At 70.7% G+C, this 18,704-nt stretch carries 14 protein-coding genes; 12 read left to right on the top strand and 2 right to left on the bottom strand.

From position 1 onward, the window contains the following. Window positions 1–4: 4 nt before the first annotated feature. Window positions 5–1,939, bottom strand: a complete 1,935-nt coding sequence (locus tag ACFYNL_RS28580) for a molybdopterin oxidoreductase family protein (RefSeq protein ID WP_388808051.1) — start codon at window positions 1,937–1,939, stop codon at window positions 5–7. After that, window positions 1,936–2,907, bottom strand: coding sequence for a 2-dehydropantoate 2-reductase (locus ACFYNL_RS28575; RefSeq protein WP_388808050.1), 972 nt, complete (start codon window positions 2,905–2,907; stop codon window positions 1,936–1,938). Before ACFYNL_RS28575 ends, ACFYNL_RS28580 begins: the two co-directional genes overlap by 4 nt. A gap of 226 nt (window positions 2,908–3,133) precedes the next feature. Here ACFYNL_RS28575 and ACFYNL_RS28570 point away from each other — a divergent pair, with 226 nt between their 5' ends. The 12 genes from ACFYNL_RS28570 to ACFYNL_RS28515 all read left to right on the top strand — a co-directional run bounded on the left by ACFYNL_RS28570 (window position 3,134) and on the right by ACFYNL_RS28515 (window position 18,647). Then, entirely contained in the window at window positions 3,134–4,465 is a 1,332-nt protein-coding gene (locus ACFYNL_RS28570; RefSeq protein WP_388808048.1) for an OFA family MFS transporter, read from the top strand. Next, window positions 4,446–4,580, top strand: coding sequence for a hypothetical protein (locus ACFYNL_RS28565; RefSeq protein ID WP_388808047.1), 135 nt, complete (start codon window positions 4,446–4,448; stop codon window positions 4,578–4,580). Before ACFYNL_RS28570 ends, ACFYNL_RS28565 begins: the two co-directional genes overlap by 20 nt. Window positions 4,581–4,729: 149 nt before the next feature. After that, a complete protein-coding gene (locus tag ACFYNL_RS28560; protein WP_388808046.1) occupies window positions 4,730–5,668 on the top strand; it encodes a beta-ketoacyl-ACP synthase III in 939 nt (312 codons plus the stop codon). A gap of 173 nt (window positions 5,669–5,841) precedes the next feature. Continuing rightward, a complete protein-coding gene (locus ACFYNL_RS28555; protein WP_388808044.1) occupies window positions 5,842–6,519 on the top strand; it encodes a GntR family transcriptional regulator in 678 nt (225 codons plus the stop codon). 632 nt (window positions 6,520–7,151) lie between these two features. Continuing rightward, window positions 7,152–8,333, top strand: a complete 1,182-nt coding sequence (locus ACFYNL_RS28550; protein WP_388809065.1) for an ROK family protein — start codon at window positions 7,152–7,154, stop codon at window positions 8,331–8,333. A 351-nt stretch (window positions 8,334–8,684) separates the two neighbouring features. After that, the gene (locus tag ACFYNL_RS28545; protein WP_388808043.1) at window positions 8,685–10,205 is read left to right on the top strand and encodes a sugar ABC transporter ATP-binding protein; all 1,521 of its coding nucleotides are present in this window, start codon (window positions 8,685–8,687) and stop codon (window positions 10,203–10,205) included. Then, window positions 10,202–11,221, top strand: a complete 1,020-nt coding sequence (locus ACFYNL_RS28540; RefSeq protein ID WP_388808042.1) for an ABC transporter permease — start codon at window positions 10,202–10,204, stop codon at window positions 11,219–11,221. Before ACFYNL_RS28545 ends, ACFYNL_RS28540 begins: the two co-directional genes overlap by 4 nt. Window positions 11,222–11,238: 17 nt before the next feature. After that, the gene (locus ACFYNL_RS28535; protein ID WP_388808041.1) at window positions 11,239–12,276 is read left to right on the top strand and encodes a substrate-binding domain-containing protein; all 1,038 of its coding nucleotides are present in this window, start codon (window positions 11,239–11,241) and stop codon (window positions 12,274–12,276) included. Window positions 12,277–12,331: 55 nt separating this feature from the next. Then, entirely contained in the window at window positions 12,332–13,540 is a 1,209-nt protein-coding gene (locus tag ACFYNL_RS28530; RefSeq protein WP_388808039.1) for a Gfo/Idh/MocA family protein, read from the top strand. A 14-nt stretch (window positions 13,541–13,554) separates the two neighbouring features. Next, window positions 13,555–14,553 carry a sugar phosphate isomerase/epimerase family protein gene (locus tag ACFYNL_RS28525; RefSeq protein WP_388808038.1) on the top strand — a complete coding sequence of 333 codons (999 nt, stop codon included), beginning with the start codon at window positions 13,555–13,557 and terminating at the stop codon, window positions 14,551–14,553. 83 nt (window positions 14,554–14,636) lie between these two features. Continuing rightward, window positions 14,637–17,144, top strand: a complete 2,508-nt coding sequence (locus ACFYNL_RS28520; protein ID WP_388808036.1) for a PQQ-dependent sugar dehydrogenase — start codon at window positions 14,637–14,639, stop codon at window positions 17,142–17,144. 21 nt (window positions 17,145–17,165) lie between these two features. Beyond that, complete coding sequence (locus tag ACFYNL_RS28515; protein WP_388809062.1) at window positions 17,166–18,647, top strand: ThuA domain-containing protein; 1,482 nt, start codon at window positions 17,166–17,168, stop codon at window positions 18,645–18,647. Window positions 18,648–18,704 lie beyond the last annotated feature (57 nt).

Raw genomic sequence — 18,704 nt, 5'->3', positions numbered from 1 at the left:
TACGTCACCTCACGTTCGTCACTACGGTCGCCACGGGGAGCTTCTCGATGCGGATCGCCGACGCCTTGAACTCCGCCGTCCCCGCGATCGGGCAGTTCGCCTCGATCGTCAGCTGGTTGGTGTCCACCTCGTCGGGAAAGTGCATGGTCATGAAGGCCAGCCCGGGCCGCAGCGCGGTGTCGATCCACACCGGCGCGACGACCGAACCGCGCCGCGAGGTCACCTGGACCTCCTCGCCGACCACGACCCCGTACCGCTCGGCGTCCTCCGGGCACAGCTCGACGAACTCGCCGCGCCGCAGCGGGGAGGCAAAACTCCCGCTCTGCACACCGGTGTTGTAGGAGTCGAGCCGCCGCCCGGTGGTGAGCCGGATCGGATACTCCTCGTCGGTGAGGTCGACGGGCGGATCGTGCTGGACGATCCCGAAGGGCGCCGGCATCCCGCGCTTCACCGGGTCCTGCTCCCACAACCGGCCGTGCAGATAGGTCGGTTCGAGTGCGTCGGTGCTCGGGCACGGCCACTGGATGCCCTGGTGCTCCGCCAGGCGTTCGTACGTCATCCCGTAGTGGTCCGGCGAGACGGACCTGAGCTCGTTCCACACGGCCTCGGCGTCGGCGTACTTCCACTCGTGGCCGAGCCGCGCGGCCAGCTCGCAGATGATGTCGATGTCCTCGCGTGCCTCGCCGGGCGGGGTGACGGCCCGGCGGACCCGCTGGACCCGCCGTTCGCTGTTGGTGGTCGTGCCGTCGGTCTCGGCCCACCCGGCGGTGGCCGGCAGGACGATGTCCGCGAGCTGGGCCGTCTTCGTCAGGAAGATGTCCTGGACGACGAGGAGGTCCAGCTGCCGCAGACGCCGTACGGCCTGCTCGCTGTCCGCCTCCGACTGCGCCGGGTTCTCGCCGATGCAGTAGACGGCCTTGAGCGTGCCCTCCTCCATCGCCTCGAACATCTGGGTGAGGTTGAGCCCGTGGTGCGGCGGGATGACGGTGTTCCAGGCCGACTCGAACTTCAGGCGGGCGCCGGGGTCGAGGATGTCCTGGAACCCCGGGAGGCGGTTGGGGATCGCCCCCATGTCGCCGCCGCCCTGCACGTTGTTCTGCCCGCGCAACGGCTGCAGTCCACTGCCGTACCGCCCCACGTGGCCGGTCAGCAGGGACAGGTTGATCAACGCGCGGACATTGTCGGTGCCGTTGTGGTGCTCGGTGATGCCGAGGGTCCAGCACAGCTGGGCGCGCTCGGCGCGGGCGTAGGCGTGGGCCAGCTCCCTGATGGCGGCGGCCGGTACACCGGTCACCTTCTCGGCGAGGGACGGCGTCCACGGCTCGACCAGCGCCCGGTACTCCTCGAAGCCGCTGGTCGCCCGCTCGATGAACGGCTCGTTGGCGAGCCCCGCGTGGATGATCTCGCGGCCGATCGCGTGCGCCATCGGGATGTCGGTGCCGACGTTCAGGCCCAGCCAGCTCTCCGCCCACTCGGCGGTGGAGGTCCGGCGCGGGTCGACCGCGTACATCCGGGCGCCGCTCCTGATGCCCTTGAGCACGTGCTGGAAGAAGATCGGGTGCGCGAACCGCGCGTTGGAGCCCCACATCACGATGACGTCGGTGTGCTCGACCTCCTCGTACGAGGAGGTCCCCCCGCCCGAGCCGAAGGCGGCGGACAGTCCGGCGACGCTCGGCGCGTGGCAGGTGCGGTTGCAGGAGTCGACGTTGTTGGTGCCCATGACGACCCGGGCGAACTTCTGCGCCACGTAGTTCATCTCGTTGGTGGCGCGGGCGCAGGAGAACATGCCGAAGGCGCCGCGGTGGCGGGCCAGCCCCGCGGCCGCCCGGTCCAGTGCCTCCTCCCAGCCGGCCCGCCGGAAGGGCTCGTCGCGGGAATCCCTGATCAGCGGATGGGTGAGCCGGGTGTAGGTGGTGGGGGTCCGGTCGCGTTTCCTCATGCGGCGCTCCTCAGCGCGAGCAGGTCCGAGAGGGCGTGCACGGTGCGCAGGGTGGGCACCTGGACGCCGGTGATCTCCGCCAGCTCGACGACCGCCGCCAGCAGGACGTCGAGTTCGAGCGGCTTGCCGCGCTCCAGGTCCTGGAGCGTGGAGGTGCGGTGGTCGCCGACACGCTCGGCGCCCGCGAGCCGGCGCTCGATGGAGACGCCCACCTCGCAGCCGAGGGCCTCGGCGACGGCGAGCGTCTCGGCCATCATGGTCTCGATGACCTTGCGGGTGCCGCCGTGCAGGCACATCTGCCGCATGGTGGCGCGGGCCAGCGCGCTGATCGGGTTGAAGGAGATGTTGCCGAGCAGCTTGAGCCAGATGTCGTTGCGCAGGTCCGGTTCGACCGGGCACTTGAGGCCGCCGGCGATCATGGCCTCGCTGAGGGCCAGACAGCGCCGGGACACACTGCGATCGGGTTCTCCGACGGAGAACCGCGTGCCTTCCAAGTGCCGGACGACACCCGGCTCTTCGAGTTCGGTCGCGGCGTAGACGACGCATCCGACGGCCCGTTCGGGCGCGAGCACCGCGCTGACCGCGCCGTCCGGGTCCACGCTCTCGATCCGGTGGCCGTCGTACGGGCCGCCATGGCGGTGGAAGTACCACCAGGGGATGCCGTTCTGGGCGGCCACGACCGCCGTCGACTCGTGCAGCAACGGCTCGATCAGCGGCCCGCACGCCGCGTACGAGTTGGCCTTCAGGCCCAGGAAGACGTAGTCGACCGGACCGATCTCGGCCGGGTCGTCGGTCGCGTGCGCGCGGGCGGTGAAGTCGCCGCGCGGACTGAGCACCCGCACTCCGTGCCGCCTCATGGCCGCCAGATGCGGTCCACGGGCTATCAGATGCGTGTCGGCGCCCGCGCGATGCAGCGCGGCTCCGACGTAGGCGCCGATGGCACCGGCGCCGAGGACTGCAACTCTCACTTCGGAACGCTCCGTTCGGTCGAGGGAGTACCGCGGAGGTGGCTGGTGGAGCAGTGTCCGATCGGCTCAAATCTCGTCGACTGAATATTGTCTACAGTATGGATACGGGGTCAGCAAGGGTTCGCGCACAGCGTTCGACCGTTCGTCGCGCCCTGCATACCGCTCACCGCATACGATCGACGTGGCGCCTTCTCAACTCCCTTCCTCCTGCCTACCGTTCGGGATCATGAGTCCACCGGTCGCACCCCCGGGATGGAGCCGCTGGCTGGTACCGCCCGCCGCTCTGTCGGTCCATCTGTCCATCGGCCAGGCCTACGCCTGGAGCGTGTTCAAGCCCCCGCTCGAATCGGCCCTCGGCCTCACCGGCACGCAGAGCGCCCTGCCCTTCCAGCTGGGCATCGTGATGCTCGGGCTGTCCGCGGCGTTCGGCGGCACGCTGGTGGAGCGCAACGGGCCCCGCTGGGCGATGACGGTCGCCCTGGTCTGCTTCTCCTCCGGCTTCCTGCTCTCAGCGCTGGGCGCGGCCGTCGAGCAGTACTGGCTGATCGTCCTCGGTTACGGCTTCGTCGGGGGGATCGGCCTCGGCATCGGCTACATCTCACCGGTCTCGACACTGATCAAGTGGTTCCCCGACCGGCCCGGCATGGCCACCGGCATCGCCATCATGGGCTTCGGCGGCGGCGCGCTCATCGCCTCGCCCTGGTCGGCGCAGATGCTGGAGTCGTTCGGCGGCGACAGCTCCGGCATCGCGATGGCGTTCCTGGTGCACGGACTGTCGTACGCCGTCTTCATGCTGCTGGGCGTGCTGCTGGTCCGGGTACCGCGCACCGAGCGGCCGACCGGCGACGGGCCCGGCGCCTTCGACGGACCGCAGGTGTCCGCCCGCAACGCCGTGCGCACGCCGCAGTTCTGGTGCCTGTGGGTCGTGCTCTGCATGAACGTGACCGCCGGCATCGGCATCCTGGAGAAGGCCGCGCCGATGATCACGGACTTCTTCGCGAACACCTCCACACCGGTGTCGGTGTCGGCCGCCGCGGGCTTCGTCGCCCTGCTGTCCGCCGCCAACATGGCGGGCCGTATCGGCTGGTCGTCGACCTCCGACCTGATCGGACGCAAGAACATCTACCGCGTGTACCTGGGCGCCGGCGCGCTGATGTACGGGCTGATCGCACTGGCCGGTGACTCGTCCAAGCCCCTGTTCATCGTGTGCGCGCTGGTGATCCTGTCCTTCTACGGCGGCGGCTTCGCGACCGTCCCCGCCTATCTGAAGGACCTCTTCGGGACCTACCAGGTCGGCGCCATCCACGGCCGGCTGCTCACCGCCTGGTCGACGGCCGGCGTCCTCGGGCCGCTGATCGTGAACTGGATCGCCGACCGGCAGGAGGCGGCCGGTAAGGACGGCTCGTCCCTCTACACCATGTCCCTGTTCATCATGATCGGCCTGCTCGCCGTCGGCTTCGTGGCCAACGAACTCGTCCGGCCCGTCCATCCCCGCCATCACGTCCCCGCCCCGGCGGCGAAGCAGAAGGAGGACGCGGATGTCCAGCGACAGCAGTAGCGGCCCGCCCGACCGGCGGGGGCTGATCGCCTTCGCCTGGGTGTGGGTGGGGGTGCCGCTCGGCTACGGGCTCTACGAACTCGTACGGAAGGCGACGCAGCTGTTCACCGGGTAGGCGCACGGAAAGTGCTCGGCCGTCCGAAGGTCTGACCGAAGCCGACAACACCGACCCTGGATTCCTGTGGCATCACATGCAGTCCTACCCACGAGTCACTGATCAGACTGGTGAATCCCGCTACCCGAGGCCCGAGGGGATCACCATCGATGAACGGCTCGCGCATCGCCGCAGTCGGCCACTACCAGCCCGCCAAGGTACTCACCAACGAGGACCTGGCGGGCATGGTCGACACCAGTGACGAGTGGATCAGGAGCCGGGTGGGCATCCGTACGCGCCACATCGCCGGGCCCGACGAGCCGGTCGACGAGCTGGCCGCGCACGCCGCCGCGAAGGCGCTCGCGTCCGCCGGTCTCGCGCCCGGTGACATCGACCTCGTCCTCGTCGCCACCTCCACCGCCATCGACCGCTCCCCGAACATGGCCGCCCGGGTCGCGGCCCGGCTCGGCATCCCCTCGCCCGCCGCGATGGACGTCAACGTCGTCTGTGCCGGCTTCACCCACGCCCTGGCCACCGCCGATCACGCCGTTCGCGCGGGCGCCGCGCGCCGGGCGCTGGTGATCGGTGCCGACAAGATGTCCGACGTGACCGACTGGGGCGACCGCACGACCTGCGTGCTCGTCGGCGACGGGGCGGGCGCGGCCGTGGTGGAGGCGTCCGAGGAGGCCGGCATCGGGCCGGTGCTGTGGGGCTCGGTGCCCGAGATGGGGCACGCGGTGCGCATCGAGGGCCAGCCCGCGCGGTTCGCACAGGAGGGGCAGAGCGTCTACCGCTGGGCCACCACACAGCTGCCGGCCATCGCACGCCGGGCCTGCGAGCGGGCGGGACTCGCGCCGGAGGACCTGGCCGGGGTCGTGCTGCACCAGGCCAACCTGCGCATCATCGAGCCGCTCGCCCTCAAGCTCGGCGCGGTCAACGCCGTGGTCGCGCGCGATGTCGCCGAGTCCGGGAACACCTCGGCGGGGAGCATCCCGCTCGCGTTCTCCAAGCTGGTGGAGCAGGGGCGGATCGCCGGCGGCGACCCGGTGCTGCTGTTCGGGTTCGGCGGGAACCTGTCGTACGCCGGGCAGGTCGTGCGCTGCCCCTGACGCCGGTTCCGTGAGGGGGACGGGGACCGACCTCGGTATGCGAGGTGGCCGACTCCACCGGTTGCCCGGCCTTGTGCGCCGTAGACTGTAGACGAAAGACAATCGATACTGGTCTTCCGGTGACGGCCGGCTACCGATCGCAGTCGCGAGGCGTTCGCCCAGGAGGGGAACCGATGTTGTCGACAGGACTGCCGCAGGGCGCGGTGCCCAAGCTCGAACGGCCCGGTCCGCTGCGCGACCGCGTCTACGAGGCGCTGCTCGAACTCATCACCACCCGTGCCCTGCAACCGGGCCAGCACCTGGTCGAGAGCGAACTCGCCGGTCATCTCGGCGTCTCGCGGCAGCCGGTGCGCGAGGCGCTGCAGCGGCTGAACACCGAGGGCTGGGTCGATCTGCGACCCGCCCAGGGCGCGTTCGTGCACGAGCCGACGGAGGAGGAGGCCGACCAACTCCTCACCGTCCGCACGCTCTTGGAGGCCGAGGCCGCCCGGCTCGCCGCCGCCCACGCCGACAGCGCCGGTGTCGCGGTCCTGGAGCAGCTGTGTGCGGAGGGGGAGGAGGCCGTCGCCGCCGACGACGTGGACGCGGCCGTCGCCCTCAACGCCCGCTTCCACGCGAAGATCATGGAGCTCGCGGGCAACGCGGTCCTCGCCGAGCTGGCCGCGCAGGTCGACCGCCGCGTCCGCTGGTACTACACGCCCGTCGCCCGCCAGCGCGGGGAGCAGTCGTGGATCGAGCACCGGGGGATGATCGCGGCGATCACCGAGCGGGACGAACAGCGGGCCACGCAGCTGATGCGGGAGCACACCGAGCACACACGACGCTCGTACCACGCACGCGCCAAGTCCTGAGCGGTGCCGCTGTGTTCAGGGCTCGCTCGCCCGGCAGGGCAGGGGTGAGCCCGCCGCACGGCTGGTTGGCGGTCTCGCCCGGACCCTGGAGAGCCGCCAGGGCACGCCTGGGGTGGTGCAGCGAGTCCGCGAGCTGGAGCAGCAGCTGTTCCGTGCCGGCGGCCAGTAGGCGGCCGCCCGGCACGGGACTGTCCCATCCGCCCCCCTCCGGAGACCTTCGGAAGGGGCGCGTGCTGTGACGGCACGTCAGGCCATGGGTCGCTCCTCGACCGTCCCGGGTCGGGCGCGGGCGCGGCTGCCTTCTCCGGCCGGGGTCGCAGCCAAGGGTCGCCAGGTCAGGTCGCGGGACCGCCGGTCAGGTCGCGGGACCGTCGGTCAGACCGCGGGACCGCCGGTCAGGCCGCGGGATCACCGGGCAGGTTCGCAGGATCACCGGGCAGGTTGCAGTACCACCGGCGGGCTGCTCCCCGGTCCGTCTTTGTCCTGTGAGTGGAGAAAGTTGACGGCAATCTCTGCGCTACTTCTTCCCACTCCCGGCGGCCGCTGCTACGTTCCCCTCGAAAGCAGGCCACCACGTGGCCGAAACCCGGCGCGCACAGGCCGAATGAGGCGGGGAGGGGCTCGTGAGACGCATGACGGCGCGACCCGCGAACGCCCACCAGGCCAGGCTGCTCAAGCTGCTGCGCGACGGGGGGCCCCACTCCCGTGCCCAACTGGGCGACCAGATCGACCTCTCGCGGTCCAAACTTGCCGTGGAGGTCGACCGGCTGCTGGAGACGGGCCTCGTCGTGGCCGACGGACTCGCCGCCTCGCGCGGCGGGCGCCGCTCCCACAACATCCGGCTCAACCCCGGACTGCGTTTCCTCGGCGTCGACATCGGCGCGACCTCGGTCGACGTCGCCGTCACCAACGCCGAGCTGGAGATCCTCGGTCACCTCAACCAGCCCATGGACGTCCGCGAGGGACCGGTCGCGGTCTTCGAGCAAGTCCTGTCCATGGCGGCGAAGTTGAGGGCCTCGGGGCTCGCGGAGGGATACGACGGCGCCGGCATCGGCGTCCCGGGCCCGGTCCGCTTCCCCGAGGGCGTCCCGGTGGCCCCGCCGATCATGCCGGGCTGGGACGGCTTCCCCGTGCGGGAGGCGCTCAGTCAGGAACTCGGCTGCCCGGTCATGGTCGACAACGACGTGAACCTCATGGCGATGGGGGAGCAGCACGCGGGCGTCGCACGCTCCGTGGGCGACTTCCTCTGCGTCAAGATCGGTACCGGCATCGGCTGCGGCATCGTCGCCGGCGGTGACGTCCACCGCGGTGTCACCGGCAGCGCGGGCGACATCGGGCACATCCAGGCCGTGCCCGACGGCCGTCCCTGCGCCTGTGGCAACCGGGGTTGTCTGGAGGCCCACTTCAGCGGGGCGGCCCTCGCCCGGGACGCCGTGGAGGCGGCCCAGCAGGGGCGGTCGGAGGAACTCGCGGCGCGGCTGGAGGCGAACGGCACCCTGACCGCGTCCGACGTGGCCGCCGCGGCGGCCGCGGGCGACGCCACCGCGCTCGACCTGATCCGCGAGGGCGGCAACCGCGTCGGACAGGTCATCGCCGGCCTCGTCAGCTTCTTCAACCCCGGCCTGGTGGTGATCGGCGGTGGGGTGACCGGCCTCGGCCACACCCTGCTCGCCGCGATCCGCACCCAGGTCTACCGCCAGTCGCTGCCCCTGGCGACCGGCAACCTGCCCATCGTGCTGGGTGAGTTGGGCCCCACCGCCGGAGTCATCGGCGCGGCCCGGCTCATCAGCGACCACTTGTTCTCACCCGCGTAAGCACCGCTCGGCAGCACACCAGTACGGCTCGCACGCCTCGTACCAGCCCAGCACGGCTCGCACGCCTCGTACCACCCCAGTAAGGCCGCACGTCTCGTACCAGCCCAGCACGGCTCGCACGCCTCGTACCAGCCCAGCTCGGCTCGCACGCCTCGTACCACCTCGTTCCGGCTCGCACACCCGGCACCACTCAGTACGGCTCAGCACGGCCCGGTACCACTCGGTGCGGCCAAGCACCGCCCGGTACAGCTCACCCGCACAGTCCGCTGCTCTGCTCCGCCCTGCCTGAAAAGAGCCGCCCCGCGAGGGGACCGCCCTGAAACCGGCCCGCACGCCCGCCAAGGGGACCTCATGGCACCAGAACCACCGCTGCTCAGCATGTCCGGCATCACCAAGTCGTTCCCCGGAGTCCGGGCCCTCGACGGCGTCGACCTCGACGTCCAGGCCGGTGAGGTGCACTGCCTGCTCGGCCAGAACGGGGCCGGAAAGTCCACCCTCATCAAGGTGCTGGCCGGCGCCCACCAGCCCGACACCGGCACCATCCACTGGCGCGGCGAGGCGGTCACCCTCCGCTCGCCCATCGCCGCCATGCGCCTCGGCATCGCCACCATCTACCAGGAACTCGACCTGGTGGAGCACCTCTCGGTCGCCGAGAACGTCCACCTCGGCCACGAACCCACGGCCGCCGGCTTCGTCGTACGCGGAAAAGCGGCGCGCGCGGCAACGGCGCTGCTGCTCAAGCGACTCGGGCACCCGGAGATCGATCCGGCCCGCCTGGTCGGCGAGTTGTCCGCCGCGCAGCAGCAGATCGTGTCCATGGCGCGGGCGCTCTCGCACGAGGTCCGGCTGATCGTGATGGACGAACCGTCCGCCGCCCTCGACCCGGACGAGGTCGACAACCTCTTCCGCATCGTCGGCGACCTGACCGCCGAGGGTGTCGCCGTCGTCTACATCTCCCACCGGCTGGAGGAGATCCGCCGGATCGGCGACCGGGTGACGGTGCTGAAGGACGGGCGGGCGGTGGCGGGCGGGCTGCCCGCGAAGACGACGCCGACGCGCGAGGTCGTGGCGCTGATGACGGGGCGCAACGTCGAGTACGTCTTCCCCGAGCGGCCGACCGACGGCGACAGGGAGGGTAAGCCACTGCTGGAGGTGCGCGGACTCACCAGGGACGGCGAGTTCGCGCCCCTCGACCTGACCGTCCGGCCCGGCGAGATCGTCGGTCTCGCCGGACTCGTGGGGTCGGGGCGCTCGGAGATCCTGGAGACGATCTACGGTGCCCGCAGGCCGACCGCCGGTCAGGTCCTCGTGGAGGGGCGGGCGCTCAGGGCCGGCAGCGTGCGGGCCGCCGTACGCGCCGGGCTCGGGCTCGCCCCCGAGGAGCGCAAGGCGCAGGCGCTGCTGATGCTGGAGTCGGTCACCCACAACGTGTCGGTGTCGTCCATGTCCCGTTTCTCCCGCGGCGGCTGGATCGACCGGGCCGCCGAGATGAGGGCCGCCCGGGCCGCCACCCGCGAGCTGTCGCTGCGGCCGGACAACCCGTCCGCGCCGGTGCGCACCCTCTCCGGCGGCAACCAGCAGAAGGCCGTCCTGGCCCGCTGGCTGCTGCGCGGCTGCCGCGTCCTGCTGCTCGACGAACCCACACGCGGCGTCGACGTCGGCGCCCGCGCCGAACTGTACGCGGTGGTGCGCAGGTTGGCCGACGAAGGTCTCGCCGTGCTGCTGGTCTCCAGCGAGGTGCCCGAAGTGCTGGGCCTCGCCGACCGCGTGCTGGTCCTGCGCGAAGGCCGCGTGGTCCACACCGCACCGGCCCGTGAACTCGACGAACACCGCGTACTCGACCTCGTCATGGAAGGAAGCCCGGCGTCATGACGCAGCACGCCTCCCCGCCCCGGGACAGCACCGGCAAGGTGCCGTCGGCCGGCGCGCCACCCGCCTGGCGGGGCCTGACGGCCCGCGCCGATGTGCGCACCCTCTCCCTGCTCGGCGTCCTCGCCGTACTGATCCTCATCGGCGGCATCACCAAGCCGGACGAGTTCCTGGACACCCGTAACCTCCAACTCGTCCTCACCCAGGCGTCCGTGATCGGCGTCGTCACCGTCGGCATGACCTTCGTCATCACCTCCGGCGGCATCGACCTGTCCGTCGGCGCGATCGTCGCCCTCGCCTCGGTCTGGGCGACGACGGTCGCGACCCAGGAGTACGGCTTCGGCGGCATCCTCTTCACGGCGGTGATCGTCGGCGTGGGATGCGGCCTGGTCAACGGGATGCTCATCGCGTACGGCGCGATGGTCCCGTTCATCGCCACGCTCGCCATGCTGGCCTCCGCGCGCGGACTGGCGCTGCAGATCACGGACGGCAAGACGCAGATCGTCACCGTGCCCTCCGTGCTGGACCTCGGTGAGCGCGACGCGTACGTGCTGGGCATCCCGCCGCTCGTCATGGTGTTCGCGGTCGTGACGATCATCGGCTGGCTCGTGCTGAACCGCACCACCTTCGGGCGGCGCACGGTCGCCGTTGGCGGCAACGCCGAGGCGGCCCGGCTCGCCGGTATCGACGTCCGCCGCCAGCGGCTCTACCTCTACCTGCTGTCCGGACTGTGCTGCGGCATCGCCGCCTTCCTGCTGATCATCCTGTCCGGCTCGGGCCAGAACACCAACGGCAACCTCTACGAACTCGATGCCATCGCGGCCGCGATCATCGGCGGCACGCTGCTCAGCGGAGGTCGCGGCACCATCACCGGCTCCGTGCTCGGCGTCCTGATCTTCACCACGATCACCAACATCTTCGCCCTGAACAACCTGCAGAGCGACGTCCAGCAGATCGCCAAGGGCGCGATCATCGTCGCCGCCGTGCTGGTCCAGCGCCGTACCGCGAGCACGACCTGAGGAAAGGGTTCACCGCCATGTCAGAGCTCACCAGTCGCAGAGGGCTGCTCTTCGGGACCGCCGCCATGGGCGCGGGTGCCCTCCTCACCGGTTGCACGAGCAACGAGCCCAAGGACGAACCGGCCGCGAACGACCAGCCGGCCGCCGACGACAAGCCCGGCAAGCAGGTCACGATCGGCTTCGCCGGACCGCAGGCCGACCACGGCTGGCTCAACGCCATCAACGACAACGCCAAGAGCCGGGCGAAGAAGTACTCCGACGTGACGCTGGAGATCACCGAGGGGTCCAACGACACCGCCGCGCAGATCGGCCAGATCGAGACGCTGATCAACAAGAAGGTCGACGTGCTCGTGGTGCTGCCCGCCGACGGCAAGGCGCTCACCCAGGTCGGCCTGAAGGCGATGCGCGCGGGCATACCGGTCATCAACCTGGACCGGATCTTCAACACCCCGCAGGCGTACCGCTGCTGGATCGGCGGAGACAACTACGGGATGGGCCTGAACGCCGGGCACTACATCGGCGAGAAGCTCAAGGGGAAGTCCGACGCCAAGGTCATCGAACTGGCCGGACTGGACAACCTGGAGCTGACCAAGCAACGCACCCAGGGCTTCGACGACGCCCTGAAGAACTACCCCAACATCAAGAAGGTCGCGCGCCAGGCCGCCGAGTTCACCGTCGAGTCCGGACAGGCCAAGATGGCCCAGCTGCTCCAGGCCCAGTCGAAGTTCGACGCGCTGTGGAACCACGACGACGACCAGGGCGTGGGCGCGCTGCGCGCCATCGAACAGGCCGGACGTGACGACTTCCTGATGGTCGGCGGCGCGGGTGCCCTGTCCGCCTTCCAGGCCATCGAGCAGGACGACGGCGTCCTCAAGGCCACCGTCCTGTACCCGCCGACCATGGCCGCCTCCGCGATCGACCTGGCCCGCGCCCTCGGCCAGGGCAAGGGCGTCGGCGGCATGGCGGAGTTCGAGATCCCCGCCTCGATCACGCTCTACTCGGCGGTCGTCGACAAGGCCAACGTCGACCAGTACATGTCCACCGGCTTCAAGTGATCCGGCCCGCACCCCCCACGTGCGCCACCCCGACCAGGACGAGGAGGACACCCGTATGGGACAGCCGCAGCAGCCAGAAGGGACCGAGGCAGACAGGCCACCCCTGCGCGTGGGGATGGTGGGCTACGCCTTCATGGGTGCCGCCCACTCCCAGGGCTGGCGCACCGCGGGCCGCGTCTTCGACCTGCCGCTGAGCCCCGTGCAGGCCGTGATCTGCGGCCGGGACCGGACGGCCGTACAGGGGGCGGCCGACCGGCACGGCTGGGCGTCCGTCGAGACCGACTGGCGTGCCCTCGTCGAACGGGACGACATCGACCTCGTCGACATCTGCACACCCGGCGACAGCCACGCCGAGATCGCGTTGGCCGCCCTGGCCGCCGGCAAGCACGTCCTGTGCGAGAAGCCCCTCGCCAACACCGTCGAGGAGGCCACCTCGATGGCGCGGGCGGCCGAGGAGGCGTATGCACGGGGCCAGGTGGCGATGGTCGGTTTCAACTACCGGCGGGTCCCGGCCACCGCCCTGGCCCGCCGGATGGTCGCCGACGGACGCCTGGGCGCACTGCGGCACGTACGCGTGACGTACCTCCAGGACTGGCTGGTCGACCCGGACTTCCCGCTGACCTGGCGGCTGCGCAAGGAACAGGCCGGCTCCGGCTCCCTCGGCGACCTGGGCGCGCACATCATCGACCTCGCGCAGTACCTGACGGGGGAGCGGCTGGCGGGCGTCTCCGCGCTGACGGAGACCTTCGTACGGCAGCGCCCCCTGCCCACCGGCGCCACCAGCGGACTGTCCGCCGTCTCGGCCGCCGGCACCGGACAGGTCACCGTCGACGACGCCGCGCTGTTCACGGCCCGCTTCCCCTCCGGCGCCCTCGCCACCTTCGAGGCCACCCGCTACGCCACCGGCCGCAAGAACGCCCTGCGCATCGAGCTCAACGGGGAGCGCGGTTCGGTCGCCTTCGACCTGGAACGCCTCAACGAACTGTCCTTCCACGACGCCACCCAGCCCGGCGCCGAGGCCGGCTTCCGCCGCATCCTCGTCACCGAACCCGACCACCCCTACCTGGACGCCTGGTGGCCGCCGGGCCACGGACTCGGCTACGAGCACACCTTCGTCCACCAGGCCCGCGACCTGGTCCACGCCATCGCGGAGGGCCGTCGGCCCGAACCCTCCTTCGCCGACGGGCTCCAGGTGCAGCGCGTCCTGGCGGCGGTGGAGGAGAGCGCCGAGAAGAACTCCGTGTACACCCCGATAGCGGTCTGAGGAGGCTGACGCGCATGCCGCGCACGTTCACGCTGTTCACCGGTCAGTGGGCCGACCTGCCGCTGGAGGAGGTCTGTCGGCTCGCCCGCGACTTCGGCTACGACGGACTCGAACTCGCCTGCTGGGGCGACCACTTCGAGGTCGACAAGGCACTCGGTGACCCCTCGTACGTGGAGTCGAGGCACCAGCTCCTCGACAAGTACGGCCTCAAGTGCTGGGCCATCTCCAACCACCTGGTCGGCCAGGCCGTCTGCGACGCCATCATCGACGAGCGCCACCGGGCCATCCTGCCCGGCGACGTGTGGGGCGACGGAGATCCGGAAGGGGTCCGCCGGCGCGCCGCGAACCGTATGAAGGACACCGCACGGGCCGCTGCCGCCTTCGGCGTCGACACCGTGATCGGCTTCACCGGCTCCGCCATCTGGCACCTGGTCGCGATGTTCCCGCCCGCCCCCGAGTCGATGATCGAACGGGGCTACGACGACTTCGCCGAGCGCTGGAACCCCATCCTGGACGTCTTCGACGCCGAGGGCGTGCGGTTCGCACACGAGGTCCACCCGAGCGAGATCGCCTACGACTACTGGACGACCCGGCGCGCCCTGGATGCCGTCGGCAACCGTCCCGCTTTCGGGCTGAACTTCGACCCGTCGCACTTCGTGTGGCAGGACCTCGACCCGGTCGGCTTCCTGTGGGACTTCCGCGACCGGATCTACCACGTCGACTGCAAGGAGGCCCGCAAGCGCCTCGACGGCCGTAACGGCCGCCTCGGTTCCCACCTGCCGTGGGGCGACCCGCGCAGGGGCTGGGACTTCGTGTCGGCCGGGCACGGGGACGTCCCCTGGGAGGACGTCTTCCGGATGCTGCGCTCCATCGGCTACCAGGGCCCGATCTCCGTCGAGTGGGAGGACGCCGGCATGGACCGGCTCCAGGGCGCCCCCGAGGCGCTGACCCGCCTCAAGGCGTACGACTTCGAGCCGCCGTCGGCCTCCTTCGACGCGGCGTTCGGTAACTGACCCCGCTTCTCACCGGTCCGGGATGACGGCGCATCCCGGCGCACGCACCCGCCCGTACAACCGGCCCCATTCTGGAGGCACTCGTGCACGGGAACGACCGCACCACCAGCATCGAGAGAAACGAGACCCACAGACCACGGCTGTCCTTCCGCAAGACGGTGGCGCTGCTCAGCGGCACCTTGCTGGCGGGCGCCACCCTCACCTTCACCGCCCCCCGGGCCGGCGCAGCCGTCGCCGACGAGAGCGCCGCCGCTGCCGCCGCTGCCGAGGACTTCCAGCAGGTCACCCTCGCCAAGGGCGAACCGGAGGTCGGCGAGCCCATGTCGCTCGCCGTCCTGCCGGACCGCTCGGTCCTGCACACCTCCCGCGACGGCGAACTGCGCCTCACCGACGCGGCCGGCAACACCAGGCTCGCGGGCAAGCTCTCGGTGTACACGCACGACGAGGAGGGCCTGCAGGGCGTCGGCGTCGACCCCGGATTCGCCGAGAACCGCTTCATCTACCTCTACTACGCACCCCCGCTCGACACCCCCGCGGGCGACGCCCCCACGACCGGCACGGCAGCCGACTTCGCCCCCTTCGACGGCGTCAACCGCCTCTCGCGTTTCGTCCTGAAGACCGACGGCACACTGGACACCGCCAGCGAGAAGAAGATCCTCGACATCCCCGCCTCCCGCGGCCTGTGCTGCCATGTCGGCGGTGACATCGACTTCGACGCGGCGGGCAACCTGTATCTGTCGACGGGCGACGACACCAATCCGTTCCAGTCGGACGGCTTCACCCCGATCGACGAGCGCGCGAACCGCAACCCCGCCTTCGACGCCCAGCGCTCCTCCGGCAACACCAACGACCTGCGCGGCAAGATCCTGCGGATCAAGGTGAACGCCGACGGCTCGTACGCGATCCCCGACGGCAACCTCTTCGCACCCGGCACGGACAAGACGCGCCCCGAGATCTACGCGATGGGCTTCCGCAACCCGTTCCGCTTCAGCGTCGACAAGGAGACCGGGATCCTCTATGTCGGCGACTACGGCCCCGACGCCGGCGCCGCCGACCCGGCACGCGGTCCGGCGGGCCAGGTCGAGTTCGCCCGCGTCACCGGCCCCGGCAACTACGGGTGGCCGTACTGCACGGGCGACAACGACGCCTACGTCGATCACGACTTCGCCACCGGCCAGTCGGGTGCCGCCTTCGACTGCGCCGCCCCGAAGAACACCTCGCCGAACAACACCGGCCTGACCGACCTGCCACCGGCGCAGGCCGCCTGGATCCCGTACGACGGTGGTTCCGTGCCCGAGTTCGGCACCGGCTCCGAGTCCCCGATGGGCGGCCCCGTCTACCGCTACGACGCCTCGCTCGACTCGCCGGTGAAGTTCCCCGAGGCCTACGACGGCGACTTCTTCGCCGGGGAGTTCGGCCGCCGCTGGATCAAGCGGATCGTCAGCGACGACGGCGGCACGGTGCAGTCGATCAACGACGTACCGTGGACCGGCACCCAGATCATGGACATGGCCTTCGGCCCGGACGGGGCACTGTACGTCCTCGACTACGGCACCGCCTGGTTCGGCGGCGACGAGAACTCGGGCCTCTACCGCATCGAGAACGCCACCGACGGCCACTCTCCCGTGGCTCAGGTCGCGGCGAGCAGGACGTCCGGCCAGGCGCCGCTGAGGGTGCAGTTCTCCTCCGAGGGCACCACCGACCAGGACGGCGACGCGCTGACCTACAGCTGGGACTTCGGCGACGGCGGCAAGTCGACCCAGGCGAACCCGTCGTACCGCTACAAGAGGAACGGCACCTACACCGCGACCCTCACCGCCAAGGACCCCTCGGGCCGCACCGGCAGTGCGAGCGTGCAGATCGTGGTCGGCAACACCGCGCCGACGGTGACGCTGGAACTCCCCCGAGACGGGCAGCTGTTCAGCTTCGGTGACGCGATCCCGTTCAAGGTGCGGGTCAGCGATCCCGAGGACCGGACCATCGACTGCGCGAAGGTCAAGGTCACCTTCATCCTCGGCCACGACAGCCACGGCCACCCCGTGACCTCGGCCAACGGCTGCACCGGCACCATCAGGACCAGCGCCGACGGCGGCCACGACGAGGACGCCAACATCTTCGGCGTCATGGACGCCGAGTACACCGACGGCGGGGGCGGCGGCCAGGCCCCGCTCACCACACACGACCAGAGCGTCACCCAGCCCAAGCACCGCCAGGCCGAGCACTTCGGCAACGGCTCCGGCGTCTCGGTCATCACCAAGGCCACCGCGCACGGCGGCAGGACCGTCGGCAACGTCCACAACGGGGACTGGATCTCCTTCACGCCGTACCACCTCGGCAACGCCAAGAAGATCACCGCACGTATCTCCTCGGGCGGCGCGGGCGGCACGCTGGAGGTCCGTGCCGGGTCCTCGACGGGCACCCTGCTCGGCAAGGCGACGGTGCCGGTGACCGGCGGCTGGGACAGCTTCCAGGACGTCAGCGCCGACCTGTCCCGCGCGCCCAGGGGCACGACCACCCTCCACCTCGTGTTCAAGGGGAGCGGCACGGGCGCGCTGTTCGACGTGGACGACTTCACCTTCACGACCGGCTGAGAGGAGGCACCGAGCATGCGTATGCGTCCCACAGGACGAACCACCACGGCGATCATGGGAGCCGCCGTACTCCTCGGCTGCGTCTCGGGACCGGCCGCGTCCCAGGACTCGCAGGACACTGGGGCCCCCGACGAGGCCGAACGGGTGCTGGTCTTCTCCAAGACGGCCGGCTTCCGCCACGACTCGATCCCCGACGGCGTCGCCGCGGTGAAACAGCTCGGCGAGAGCGGCGGTTTCACGGTCGACGCGACGGAGGACGCCGCGGCCTTCACCGGCGCCAACCTGCGCCGTTACGCCGCCGTCGTCTTCCTGTCCACCACCGGAGACGTCCTCGACCCCGCCCAGCAGCGGGCTTTCGAGAGCTACATCCGGCGCGGCGGCGCCTACGTCGGCATCCACGCCGCCGCCGACACCGAGTACGACTGGGCGTTCTACGGCGGCCTCGCCGGCGCCTACTTCCAGTCCCACCCGGCGATCCAGCCGGCCACGGTGCGCGTCGAGGACCACGCCCACCCGGCGACGTCGGGTCTGGCGCGGACCTGGAACCGCACGGACGAGTGGTACAACTACCGCTCCAACCCGCGGGACAGGGCCCATGTCCTCGCGTCCCTCGACGAGTCCTCGTACACCGGCGGCACCATGAACGGCGACCATCCCATCGCCTGGTGCCAGAACTACCAGGGCGGCCGCGCCTTCTACACCGGGGGCGGCCACACCAAGGAGTCCTACGCCGAGCCGAAGTTCCGTGAACACCTGCTCGGCGGAATCCGCTGGGCCATCGGCGACGCCCAGGCCGACTGCCGCCCCGAGAACGGCTACCGGCCGCTCTTCGACGGCACCGCCGCCTCGCTGCGGAACTGGCGGCAGGCGGGCCCGGGCTCCTTCGCCCTGGCCGGCGACGGCACCCTCACGTCGACCGGTGGCATGGGGATGCTCTGGTACGCCGCTGCGAGCTTCGGGTCGTACTCCCTGAAGCTGGACTGGAGGGTGGCCGGCGACGACAACTCCGGTGTGTTCGTGGGCTTCCCGCCCTCGGACGACCCGTGGTCGGCCGTCGGCAACGGGTACGAGATCCAGATCGACGCGACCGACGCCGCCGACCGCACCACCGGAGCGGTGTACGGCTTCAAGTCGGCCGATCTCGCCAAGCGCGACCGCGCGCTGAACCCGCCGGGGGAGTGGAACACGTACGAGATCCGCGTGGAGGGCGAACGCCTCCGCGTCTATCTCAACGGCGTGAAGATCAACGACTTCACCAACACCGACCCGGCCCGGAGCCTCACAGACGGACACATCGGCCTCCAGAACCACGGAGCCGACGACGAGGTGTCCTTCCGTGACGTCCGGATCAAGGAACTGCCCACGAAGTCCACCCGGTCCGGCGCGTACGCCGGGTCCGCCAGGTCCGACGGGTCCGACGGGTCCGACGGCTCCGACGGGTCCGACGGGTCCGACGGGTCCGACGGGTCCGCCCCTGGACCGGCGGCTTCGCAGGGCGACTGAGCGGCGGCGGGCGGGGGACGCCGGACTCCCGCCCGTCGCCTTCACCCCACCGGGCCC

It is taken from the genome of Streptomyces sp. NPDC007808, from assembly GCF_042868655.1.
Taxonomy (GTDB): Bacteria; Actinomycetota; Actinomycetes; order Streptomycetales; family Streptomycetaceae; genus Streptomyces.
This window is presented reverse-complemented; position numbering and strand designations above follow the sequence as displayed.